The organism is Streptomyces sp. 142MFCol3.1 (assembly GCF_000424945.1).
Classification (GTDB): Bacteria; Actinomycetota; Actinomycetes; order Streptomycetales; family Streptomycetaceae; genus Streptomyces; species Streptomyces siamensis.
On the sequence record NZ_AUKV01000020.1, the window covers coordinates 81,811 to 93,028 of the forward strand.

Genomic DNA, 11,218 nt, shown 5'->3' on the forward strand with positions numbered 1-11,218 from the left:
CGCGATCACCGCATTCGCGGTGCCCGCAGCCGTAGTACTCGCACTGTGTAGGAGAGGACCGATTCCCATGGCCGAAGCCCCCACCGGCAAGGTGACCTTCGTCGGTGCCGGCCCCGGCGCCGCCGACCTGCTGACGTTCCGCGCCGCGCGCGCCATCGCCGAGGCGGACGTCGTGATCTGGGCGGCCAGCCTGGTGCAGGCCGAGGTCCTCGACCACGCGCGGGAGGGCGCGGAGATCCTGGACTCCGCGACGATGTCCCTCGAGGACGTCGTCGCCGTGTACGAGCGGGCCGCGGCGCAGGGCCTGCGGGTGGCCCGGATCCACTCCGGCGACCCGGCGCTCTGGGGCGGCACGCAGGAGCAGGTCGATCGGTGTGCCGCCATCGGGATCGAGACGGAGATCGTGCCCGGCGTCTCCTCCTTCTCCGCGGTCGCCGCGCTCGCTCAGCGCGAGCTGACGATCCCCGAGGTCGCGCAGTCCGTGATCCTCACCAGGCTCGGCGGGGGCAAGACGCCGATGCCGCCCGGGGAGGAGGTGCGGGAGTTCGCCCGGCACGGGACGACGATGGCGTTGTTCCTGTCGGCCGCGCGCAGCGGGCAGCTCGTCCGGGAGCTGCTGGAGGGCGGCTATCCGACGTCCACGCCGGTCGTGGTCGCCCACCAGGCGACCTGGCCCGAGGAACTGGTCGTCAGGTGCACGATCGGCACCCTGGAGGAGACCGTCAAGGAGCACAAGCTGTGGAAGCACACGCTGTTCCTGGTCGGTCCGGCGCTCGATGCGAGCGGCACCCGCTCGCACCTCTACCACCCCGGTCACTTCCACGGCTTCCGCAAGGCCGACCCGCAGGCGCGCGCGCAGCTGCGCGCGGCACGCAGGAGCGGTTCGTCGTGATCACCGTCGTCGGTACGGGGACGGGCGCGCCGTTGCCCGCGGACGCCGAGGCCGCGCTCGCCGGGGCCGGTCTCGTGGTGGGCGCCCGCCGTCATCTGACGGCGGCAAGGCTGCCGGACGCGGTGGAGCGGATCGTCCTCGGGCCGCTGGCGCCCGCGCTGGACGCGATCGAGCAGTACGTGGAGAAACGCTCCGCGGAGCGGGCGGCGGGGTCCGCGCGGCCGGACGGGACGGGACCGGCCGGCGCGCCCGGCGACGGGGTCGTGGTGCTCGCCTCCGGCGACCCGGGGTTCTTCGGGATCGTACGGGCGCTGGCCGGGCGGTTCGGGCCGGACCGGCTGGACGTGCACCCCGGAGTCTCGTCCGTCGCCACCGCGTTCGCGCGGCTCAAAGTGCCCTGGGACGACGCGGTGGTGGTGAGCGCGCACGGGCGTGATCTGCGCACCGCCGTGAACGTGTGCCGTGCTCATCCGAAGGTGGCCGTGCTGACCGGCCCGGGCTCCGGGCCGGCTGAGCTGGGCGCGGCCCTCGCGCACGGGTGCGGGACACGTGTCCTCGTCGTGGCGAGCGCCCTCGGCGACCCCGGCCGCGAGCGCGTGGAGCGGGTGACGCCCGCCGAGGCCGCCGCCCGTGACTGGGGGACGGCGGTGAGCGTCGTGCTGTGCCTGGACGAGGCGCGCGCCCTCGGCCCGGCGCGGACCGTCGCCGGGCCCCGTCCGGGGCCCGACCGATGGGCCCTGGGCGAGAGCGAGTTCGCCCATCGTGACTCGATGATCAGCAAATTCGAGGTGCGTGCGCTCGCGCTGGCCCGGCTCGGTCCGCGCCCGGGCGACCTGGTCTGGGACGTCGGCGCGGGCTCCGGCTCCGTCGCCGTCGAGTGCGCGCGGTTCGGCGCCGCGGTCGCCGCGGTCGAGAAGAGCGTGGACGGCGTCGAGCGGATCCGCGCCAACGCCGAGGCGCACGGCGTGGACGTACGCGTCGTGCACGGGGCGGCGCCCACGGCGCTGTCCGGCCTGGACGATCCGGACGCCGTGTTCATCGGCGGCGGCGGACGTGAACTGCCCGTGATCGTCACGGCCTGCGCGCGGCGGGCCCGGCGTGCCGTGGTGGTGGCCATGGCCGCGCTGGACCGGGTGCCGGCGGCCCGCGACGCGCTCGTCGCCGCCGGGTTCGACTGCGACGGCGTGCTGTTGCAGTCGTCCCGGCTGGCGGCGCTGCCCGGCGGTGTCGACCGGCTCGCCGCCACCAACCCCGTCTTCCTGCTGTGGGGTGTCAGACCCCCGGCCCGTATCGAAGGAGTCCCCAGTGATCGGCCTGATTTCCGCCACGGCGGCCGGCGCGGCGGCGCGTGACCGGCTGGCCGCGGCCTGGCCCTCCCGCACGCGGGTGTACGACGGGTCCGTCGCCGACGCCGTGCGGCGGGCGTTCGCGGAGTGCGACCGGCTCGTGTGCTTCCTCGCCACCGGCGCGGTCGTACGGCTCGTCGCACCGCTGCTGGGCGACAAGACGTCGGACCCGGGGATCGTGTGCGTCGACGAGGCGGGGCGCTTCGCGGTGTCCCTCGTCGGCGGTCACGGCGGCGGGGCGAACGAACTCGCCCGCGAGGTCGGCGCGGTGCTCGGCGCCGCACCCGTGGTGACCACGGCGACCGACGCGGTGGGCGTCCCCGGTCTGGACACCCTCGGTTTCCCCGTGGAGGGGGACGTCGCCGGCGTCACCCGCGCCCTGCTCGACGGTGAACCCGTCGGCCTGTCGGCCGAGCTGGCGTGGCCGCTGCCTCCGCTGCCGGTCACGGACGAGGGCGTGTGCACGATCCGGGTCACCGACCGGCTCGTGCCGGCCGCCGACCGGGAGGTCGTGCTGCGTCCGCCGTCCCTCGTCGTGGGTGTGGGCGCGTCCAGCGGCGCGCCCGTCGACGAGGTGCTGGGGCTCGTCGAGGACGCCCTGCGGGAGGCCGGGCTGTCCGTGCGGTCGGTGGGCGAACTCGCCACCGTGGACGCCAAGGCCGGTGAGCCCGGCATCGTCGGGGCCGCCGAGCGCCTCGGGGTGCCGCTGGTGACGTACGCCGCGGACGAACTGGCGCGCGTGGACGTGCCGAACCCGTCGGACGCACCGCTCGCCGCCGTCGGCACCCCCTCGGTGGCGGAGGCCGCCGCCCTCCACGGCGGTGGCGAACTCCTCGTCCCCAAGCGCAAGTCGGGGCGCGCCGACGGGCGTCCCGCGATGGCGACCTGCGCGGTCGTGCGACGCGTGGCCCGCGGCCGGCTCGCGGTCGTCGGTCTCGGACCGGGCGCCCGCGACCTGCTCACCCCGCGCGCCGAGCAGGAACTGCGGCGTGCGTCGGTGCTCGTCGGGCTCGACCAGTACGTCGACCAGATCCGCGATCTGCTGCGCCCGGGCACCCGTGTCCTGGAATCGGGGCTGGGCGCGGAGGAGGAGCGGGCGCGGACCGCGGTGGCCGAGGCCCGGCGCGGGCAGGCCGTCGCCCTGATCGGCAGCGGCGACGCGGGCGTGTACGCGATGGCGTCGCCCGCGCTGGCCGAGGCGTCCGACGACATCGACGTGGTCGGGGTGCCCGGGGTGACGGCGGCGCTGGCGGCGGGAGCGATCCTGGGTGCCCCGCTCGGCCACGACCACGTGTCGATCAGCCTCTCCGACCTGCACACGCCCTGGGAGGTCATCGAGCGCCGGGTGCGGGCCGCCGCCGAGGCCGACATCGTGGTGACCTTCTACAACCCCCGTAGCCGGGGCCGCGACTGGCAGCTCCCGAAGGCGCTGGCGATCCTCGCCGAGCACCGGGAGCCGCGGACACCGGTGGGTGTCGTGCGCAACGCGTCACGTCCGGACGAGTCGAGCCGGCTCACCAGCCTCTCGGCGCTCGATCCGGCGACGGTGGACATGATGACCGTGGTCACCGTGGGGAACACGGCGACCCGTGACATCGCCGGGCGCATGGTGACGCCGCGCGGCTACCGCTGGCAGGAGACGGCCGGATGAGCCCGCGCTCCCCGCGGGCTCGGGCCACGCACACCGACGGACCGGACCGCCCGGCACGGCCCGTCGGGCGGGTGTCCTGCCGGTCGCCGCGCGCCCGCCGGCCCGGCGTACCCGCATCCGAACCGCGCGTCGCGAGCGGCCCGACCACCGCCCGCACCGTGTCCGGCGGGCTCCGGCCGGCGGTCACCGCCGCAGCCGGCGTCCCGCCGTACCACCCCGTTCCCCAGGCCACCGAGGCTTCACAATCCGCCAAGGAGACATCGTGACCACCCCTGCCCCCGCCCTGCTCATCGCCGGACACGGCACCCGGGACGAGGCCGGAGCCGAGGCCTTCCGCGACTTCGTACGGGAGTTGGGCCGCCGCCACCCCGACCTGCCCGTCGCGGGCGGGTTCATCGAACTGTCGCCGCCGCCGCTCGGCGAGGCCGTCGCCGAGCTCGTCGGACGGGGCGTGCGGCGCTTCGCGGCCGTACCGCTGATGCTGGTGTCCGCCGGGCACGCCAAGGGCGACATCCCGGCGGCGCTCGCCCGCGAGAAGGAACGGCACCCCGGCATCTCGTACACGTACGGGCGTCCGCTGGGCCCGCACCCGTCGCTGCTCGCCGTCCTGGAACGGCGGCTCGACGAGGCGCTCGGCGGGACGGCGCGGACGCCCGAGGACCGTGCCGACGTGACCGTGCTGCTCGTGGGGCGCGGTTCCACCGACCCGGACGCCAACGCCGAGGTGCACAAGGCGGCCCGGCTGCTGTGGGAGGGCCGCGGATACGCGGGGGTCGAGACGGCGTTCGTGTCGCTGGCGGCGCCGGACGTGCCGTCCGGGCTCGACCGGTGTGTGAAGCTGGGTGCCCGCCGGATCGTCGTGCTCCCCTACTTCCTGTTCACCGGCATCCTCCCCGACCGGGTGCGGCAGCAGACCGAGGGCTGGTCCGCCGCACACCCGGACGTCGAGGTGCGCTCCGCCGATGTCATCGGCCCGGAGCCGGAGTTGCTCGGCCTCGTCATGGAGCGGTACGAGGAGGCCGTCAGGGGCGATCTGCGGATGAACTGCGACTCCTGCGTGTACCGGATCGCGATGCCCGGGTTCGAGGACAAGGTGGGGCTCCCCCAGCAGCCGCACTTCCACCCGGACGACGACGGTCACCACCACGGACACCACCACGGTGGCCACTCGCACTCGCACTCGCATGCGCACTGACGACGTGCACGGCGGCGGTTCGGCCCGGGGGGACGCGCCCGGGGCGGACGGTCCGGCCGCGGGCGACGGCGGCCACGACCTGCGTCACCACGGTGACGCCGAGGTGCGCGACGGCGGCTCCGCGCTCACCGATCTCGCCGTGAACGTCCGCGCCGGCACGCCTCCTCCGTGGCTGCGCGAGCGGATCGCCGCGTCGCTGACCGGGCTGGCCGCCTACCCGGACGGGCGGGCGGCGCGGGCCGCGGTGGCCGCGCGGCACGGGCTTCCGGTGGAGCGGGTACTGCTGACCGCCGGGGCCGCCGAGGCGTTCGTGCTGCTCGCGCGTGCCCTGAAGGTGCGTCGGCCGGTGGTCGTGCATCCGCAGTTCACGGAGCCGGAGGCCGCCTTGCGGGACGCCGGGCACGCCGTCGGCCGGGTCCTGTCGCGGGCCGAGGACGGTTTCCGGCTGGATCCGGCGGCCGTGCCCGAGGACGCGGACCTCGTCGTGATCGGCAATCCGACCAACCCGACGTCGGTGCTGCATCCGGCCGCGTCGATCGCGCGGCTCGCCAGGCCCGGGCGGGTGCTGGTCGTCGACGAGGCGTTCATGGACGCGGTGCCCGGGGAGCGGGAGGCGCTGGCCGGCCGCACGGACGTCCCCGGGCTCGTCGTGCTGCGCAGTCTCACGAAGACGTGGGGACTGGCCGGCCTGCGCATCGGGTACGTGCTCGCCGATCCCGGGACGGTCGAGGAACTGGAGCGGGCCCAGCCGCTGTGGCCCGTGTCCACGCCCGCGCTCGCCGCCGCCGAGGCCTGTGTGTCCTCCCAGGCGCTCGCGGAGGCCGCGCACGCGGCGCACCGGATCGCCGCGGACCGTGCCCATCTCGTGGCCGGGCTCCGGGAGTTCGCCTCTGACGGGCTGTACGTCGTGGAGCCGTCGGAGGGGCCGTTCGTGCTGGTCCGTCTGCCGCGGGCGGCCGCGGTGCGCAGGCGTCTGCGCGACCTCGGGTTCGCGGTGCGGCGCGGCGACACGTTTCCCGGGCTCGACGAGGACTGGCTGCGGATCGCCGTCCGGGACCGGGCGACGGTCAACCGGCTGCTCCAGGCCGTCGACCGCGCGATCACGCTGTCGCGGGACTGAGGGGTCTTCGCCCCCAGGCCCGCGACGCCGGTGCCGGACGGGCCGGGAAGCCCGCCCGGCACCCGGGGACGGGGCCGTTCAGGCCGACACGGCTCCTCGGGGGGCCGCTCCGGCTGCCTCAGCCCCGGCGGCGGCGGGCCAGGACCACCGCGCCGGCGCCCGTCGCGAGGAGCGCCGCCGCCCCGGCGGCGATGTACGGGGTCGTCGAACTTCCCCCGGTCTCCGCGAGGTTCGCCTCCGCGGGCGCGCCCTGCGGCTTCACGTCGGCCACCGGGTCGCCGGGCTCGGCCGGTGCGGCCGGCGCCGGCGGGGCCTCGCAGGTCGCGCCCGCGAGGGTCAGGGTGCCCTCGACCTCGGCCACGTTCAGCTTCAACGGATCGATGGAGACCTTGAGTTCGAGGGCGGAGGCGGCGGCCGTGCGGGTCGTCGTCCGCGTCTTGGACAGGTCGAGGCGGACCTCGCCGACACCGGGCACCTTGACCTCCGTCGGCCCGCCTGCCGAGAGCGTCACCTTCTTGCCGAGCACGGTGACCGATCCGAGCAGGTTCGCGGTGGCGACGGGCTTCTTCCCCGCCTCGCACGTCGCCTTCGACGTCACCTGCTCGACCTCGATGACCGAGAGCAGGGGCAGTCCGGGGACATGGACCGCCGCGTGCGCGAGGGTGCTGGAGCCTTCGGCCTTGTCCGCGGACACGGTGGCCTTGGCGGTGGCGACGTCGGCGCGCAGCACGCTGAACGGGCGTCCGCCGTCGACGCCGTCCAACTGGGCGGTGAGCGCGGTCTTCTGCGCGCTCCGTGGTGCCTGCACCTCGTTGAGGGAGACCGCGAACGGGACGTCCACGGTCTTGTCGAGCAGGGAGACGTCGAGTCCGGTGCGGAGCACGACGGCGCTCGCGCGACCGTGGTCGGTGGTCGCGTGGGCGGTGCCCGCGCCGGCCAGGCCCGCGGGACCGGCGGCGAGGGCGGTGGCGGCCGCCGTGGCGGCGAGTCGGCGTGCGGGCAGGCGGAAGCTGTTGCTGTTCACGGGTGGGACCCCCATGGGAGGAAAGCTCGGGACCCGGAAAGAATTGCGCACTGAGAGTGAACAGTCAGCGACCTTCCGCCACTTCACTCCAACGTGGGAATTCCGTGAACGCATTCGATTCCTCCGGCACGCTTGTTCCCCACCGTCACCCGGGCCACCCCGCAGAGTCGAAAGCGCCGGTCGGAGCGCCGGAGCGCGCGCAGGAGTGCACAACGACCGGCCCGCCCCGCCCGTCACCGTCAGTCAACGGACGGTGTGCCGGCCGACGGGCACGTGCCGGCCGCCCCTGGTCGAGAGAGGGCGCCGGTCGTCACGGTCGGCAGGTGGACGCCGTCCGAGCCGGCCGGCCGGGGTGGGCCCGCGGGCGCCGGGTCAGCCGACGACCCGCCCGTTCAGGACCACCCGCCGCGGGGCGGCGAGGACCCGGACGTCCTCGCGGGGGTCGCCCTCGTAGACCACGAGGTCCGCGGGCGCTCCCTCGTCGAGGCCGGGCCGCCCGAGCCAGCGCCGGGCGCCCCACGTGGTGGCGGAGAGGGCCTCTACGGGTGGGATACCCGCGGTGACGAGTTCGGCGACCTCCGCCGCGACGAGCCCGTGCGCGAGGGTACCGCCCGCGTCGGTGCCCACGTAGACCGGGATTCCGGCGTCGTAGGCGGCGCGCACGGTGTCGTGGCGCCGTGCGTGCAGTTGTCGCATGTGGGCCGCCCAGCGCGGGTACTTGGCCTCGCCGCCGGCCGCCAGGCGCGGAAAAATGGCGATGTTCACGAGAGTCGGGACGATGGCGACGCCGCGCTCGGCGAACAGCGGGACGGTGTCCTCGGTCAGCCCGGTCGCGTGCTCGACGCAGTCTATGCCCGCCTCGACGAGGTCCCGGAGCGAGTCCTCCGCGAAGCAGTGCGCGGTGACCCTCGCGCCCAGCCGGTGCGCCTCGGCGATCGCGGCCTCGACGGCGTCGCGCGGCCAGCAGGCGCTCAGGTCGCCGGTGTCCCGGTCGATCCAGTCCCCCACCAGCTTGACCCAGCCGTCGCCGCGCCGGGCCTCCCGGGCGACGTACGCGACGAGGTCCTCGGGTTCGATCTCGTGGGCGTAGTTGCGGATGTAGCGGCGGGTGCGGGCGATGTGACGGCCCGCGCGGATGATCTTCGGGAGGTCCTCGCGGTCGTCGATCCAGCGGGTGTCGGACGGCGAGCCCGCGTCCCGGACGAGGAGGGTGCCGGCCTCACGGTCGGTGAGGGCCTGCTTCTCGGCGACGTCCGGCTCGACAGGGCCGTGCGCGTCGAGCCCGACGTGGCAGTGCGCGTCCACCAGGCCGGGCAGCGCCCAGCCCTCGACGGTGCGGACGTCACGGGCTCCCGCCGGGCGCTCGTACGTGACCCTGCCGCCGACGACCCAGAGGTCGTCCCGGACGTCGTCGGGCCCGACGAGCACCCGCCCCTTCACGTGCAGCACCGCGCGATCGCTCATGCACCGCACCTTAGTTCGTGCCGTACGGGCGGGCGCTACGAGCCCTTTTCGGCCGCGTCCGGCACCTCCTCCTCGACGTCCGCCATGGCGGGGTCGAGGAGCCGGGACAGGAAGTGGCGGGTGCGTTCGTGGCTCGGGGCACCGATGACCTGGGCCGGGGTGCCGTCCTCGACGATCACGCCGCCGTCCATGAACACGACCCGGTCGGCCACCTCGCGGGCGAACGTCATCTCGTGGGTGACGACCATCATCGTCATGCCCTCGTCGGCGAGCATCCGCATGACGGCGAGCACGTCGCCGACGAGTTCGGGGTCGAGTGCAGAGGTCGGCTCGTCGAAGAGCATCACCTCGGGACCCATGGCGAGCGCGCGGGCGATGGCCACACGCTGCTGCTGGCCGCCGGACAGCGAGGAGGGGTAGGCGTCCGCCTTCTCGGCCAGGCCCACGCGGTCCAGGTTGGCCGCCGCGATCCGCGCGGCCTCGGCCTTGTCCCGCTTCAGCACGCGCCGCTGGGGCAGCGTGAGGTTCTCGGTCACCGAGAGGTGCGGGAAGAGGTTGAACTGCTGGAAGACCATGCCGATGCGGCGGCGTACGGCGTCGATGTCGACGTCGGGGTCGGTGACCTCGGTGCCGCCGACGAAGACCTGGCCCTCGGTGGGCTCCTCCAGCAGGTTGACGCAGCGCAGCAGTGTCGACTTGCCGGAGCCGGACGGGCCGATCACGCAGACGACCTCGCCCTGCCGGATCTCCAGGTCGATGCCGCGCAGCACCTCGTTGTCGCCGAAGGACTTGTGCAGGTCGCGGACCTGGATCTCCGGAGCACCGCTTGCACTCATCGGGTGGCCTCCCCCGCCTTGGTCTCAAGACGTCGTACGACGAATCCGAGCGGCACGGTCACCAGCAGGTAGCACAGGCCCGCCACCAGGATCGGTGTGGAGTTGGCGGTCTGGCTGGCCAGGTCGCGCCCGAACTTGGTGAGTTCGCGCTCCTCCAGCGTGACGCCGAGGAACAGCACCAGGGAGGAGTCCTTGAACAGCAGGACCAGTTCGTTGGTGAGCGGCGGGATCACGATGCGGAACGCCTGCGGGATGACGATCGAGACCATGGCCCGCGCATGCGAGAAGCCGAGTGAACGGGCCGCTTCCATCTGTCCCTTGGGGACCGCCTGGATGCCGGCGCGGATCGTCTCGGCCATGTACGCGGCCGAGACCAGGCCGAGCGCGAGGGCGACCTTGCCGTAGGTGCCGCCGGGGATCTCCGTGCCCGGGAAGGCCAGCGGCACCGCGACGCCGACGAAGACGAAGATCAGCAGGGCGGGCAGGCCACGGAAGATCTCGATGTAGATGCCGGCGACCCAGCGGTAGGGGCCCACCGGGGAGAGCCGCATCAGGGCGATGACCATGCCGAGCACGAGGCCGACGACGAAGCCGGACATCGTGTAGAGCACGGTGTTCTTCAGCGCCAGCGTGATGACGTCCGGGAACATCTGCTGGACCAGGTCCCACTGGGCGAACTGGTTCTTCAGACGTGCCCAGTCCGCCGTGGCCGCGAAGACGGCCACGGCGGCGATGAAGACGGCGTACTGGACGCCGCGCGACAGCGCGCGCTTCTGCCGGCGGGTCAGGCCGGACCTGCGGGGCCGGACCTGTGTGTCGGCACCGCTCATGAGGCGGACGGGGAGGCGCTGGCCGCGGACGCGTCGTACGGGCCGATCCACTTCTCGTAGAGCTTCTTGTACGTGCCGTCGGCCTTCGCGTCCTTGATCGCCTTGTTGAGGGCGTCGACGAGCTTGGTGTTGCCCTTCTTCACCGTGAAGCCGTACTGCTCACCGGTGTTGAGGTTGTCCACGACCTTGAAGGCGTCGGCGGTGGCCTTGTCCTTCAGCCAGCCCTGCACGACGGGATAGTCGATGACGACGGCCTGGACCTGGCCGGTGCGCAGGCCGTTGATGACCGCGTCGGAGGACTCGAAGGAGACGGGGTCGAAGCCCTGCTTCTTCGCGTACTCCTCACCGGTGGTCTGCGCCTGGGCGCCGAGCTTCTTGCCCTTGGCCTTCACGTCGGCGAGCGAGTCGACGCCGCTCTTCTTGTCGACGAGGACGGCCTGGGTGGCGTCGAAGTACGGGTCGGAGAAGTCGACGTTCTTCTTGCGCTCCTCGGTGATCGTCATGCCGGCCGCCGCGAGGTCGCACTGGCCGGAGTTGAGGAACGCGCCCGTCTTGAAGTTCTCGAAGGGGGTGTCGACGATGGTCTGCTTCACGCCCAGGTCCTTGGCGACCAGGTCGATCAGCGACACGTCGAAGCCCTGCACCTTGCCGTCGATCTCCGACTGGAAGGGCGGGTACGGGAGGTGGGTGCAGGTCGTGAGCTTGCCCGTCTTGACCACGGGGACGCCCTTGGCGGTGCCGCCGCCGTCCTTGCCGTCCGAGGAACAACCGGCCACGAGCAGCAGCCCGGCCGTCGCGGTGGTGGCGGCCAGAATGCGCGTCCGGCGTCCGAGGACCGAGTTCACGGGGGACCTCCTGTG

Annotated in this window: 10 protein-coding genes; 5 read left to right on the plus strand and 5 right to left on the minus strand. The window is 73.9% G+C overall.

From position 1 onward, the window contains the following. Positions 1 to 67 precede the first annotated feature (67 nt). The 5 genes from cobM (at position 68) to cobC (ending at position 6,204) form a co-directional block, all read left to right on the plus strand. Positions 68 to 892, plus strand: coding sequence for a precorrin-4 C(11)-methyltransferase (gene cobM / locus H305_RS0127875; RefSeq protein WP_028803339.1), 825 nt, complete (start codon positions 68 to 70; stop codon positions 890 to 892). After that, positions 889 to 2,244: a bifunctional cobalt-precorrin-7 (C(5))-methyltransferase/cobalt-precorrin-6B (C(15))-methyltransferase gene (locus tag H305_RS47210; protein ID WP_051371024.1), complete on the plus strand. Its 1,356-nt coding sequence runs from the start codon at positions 889 to 891 to the stop codon at positions 2,242 to 2,244. The genes cobM and H305_RS47210 overlap by 4 nt, the downstream gene beginning before the upstream one ends. Continuing rightward, a complete protein-coding gene (gene cobJ / locus H305_RS0127885; RefSeq protein ID WP_028803340.1) occupies positions 2,198 to 3,889 on the plus strand; it encodes a precorrin-3B C(17)-methyltransferase in 1,692 nt (563 codons plus the stop codon). The genes H305_RS47210 and cobJ overlap by 47 nt, the downstream gene beginning before the upstream one ends. Before the next feature lie 262 nt (positions 3,890 to 4,151). Further along, entirely contained in the window at positions 4,152 to 5,084 is a 933-nt protein-coding gene (locus H305_RS0127895) for a sirohydrochlorin chelatase (RefSeq protein ID WP_028803342.1), read from the plus strand. Continuing rightward, positions 5,074 to 6,204, plus strand: coding sequence for an Rv2231c family pyridoxal phosphate-dependent protein CobC (gene cobC / locus H305_RS0127900; protein WP_051371026.1), 1,131 nt, complete (start codon positions 5,074 to 5,076; stop codon positions 6,202 to 6,204). Before H305_RS0127895 ends, cobC begins: the two co-directional genes overlap by 11 nt. 118 nt (positions 6,205 to 6,322) lie before the next feature. Here cobC and H305_RS0127905 read toward each other — a convergent pair whose 3' ends face one another. From H305_RS0127905 to H305_RS0127925, 5 genes are all read right to left on the minus strand, one after another. After that, on the minus strand, positions 6,323 to 7,228 hold the full coding sequence (locus H305_RS0127905; RefSeq protein ID WP_028803344.1) for an SCO1860 family LAETG-anchored protein: 906 nt from the start codon (positions 7,226 to 7,228) through the stop codon (positions 6,323 to 6,325). 372 nt (positions 7,229 to 7,600) lie between these two features. Further along, positions 7,601 to 8,692, minus strand: a complete 1,092-nt coding sequence (locus tag H305_RS0127910) for an amidohydrolase family protein (protein WP_028803345.1) — start codon at positions 8,690 to 8,692, stop codon at positions 7,601 to 7,603. 35 nt (positions 8,693 to 8,727) lie between these two features. Then, a complete protein-coding gene (locus H305_RS0127915) occupies positions 8,728 to 9,528 on the minus strand; it encodes an amino acid ABC transporter ATP-binding protein (protein ID WP_028803346.1) in 801 nt (266 codons plus the stop codon). Further along, positions 9,525 to 10,358, minus strand: coding sequence for an amino acid ABC transporter permease (locus H305_RS0127920; RefSeq protein ID WP_028803347.1), 834 nt, complete (start codon positions 10,356 to 10,358; stop codon positions 9,525 to 9,527). The genes H305_RS0127915 and H305_RS0127920 overlap by 4 nt, the downstream gene beginning before the upstream one ends. Next, positions 10,355 to 11,203 carry a transporter substrate-binding domain-containing protein gene (locus H305_RS0127925; protein ID WP_028803348.1) on the minus strand — a complete coding sequence of 283 codons (849 nt, stop codon included), beginning with the start codon at positions 11,201 to 11,203 and terminating at the stop codon, positions 10,355 to 10,357. The genes H305_RS0127920 and H305_RS0127925 overlap by 4 nt, the downstream gene beginning before the upstream one ends. Positions 11,204 to 11,218: the final 15 nt, after the last annotated feature.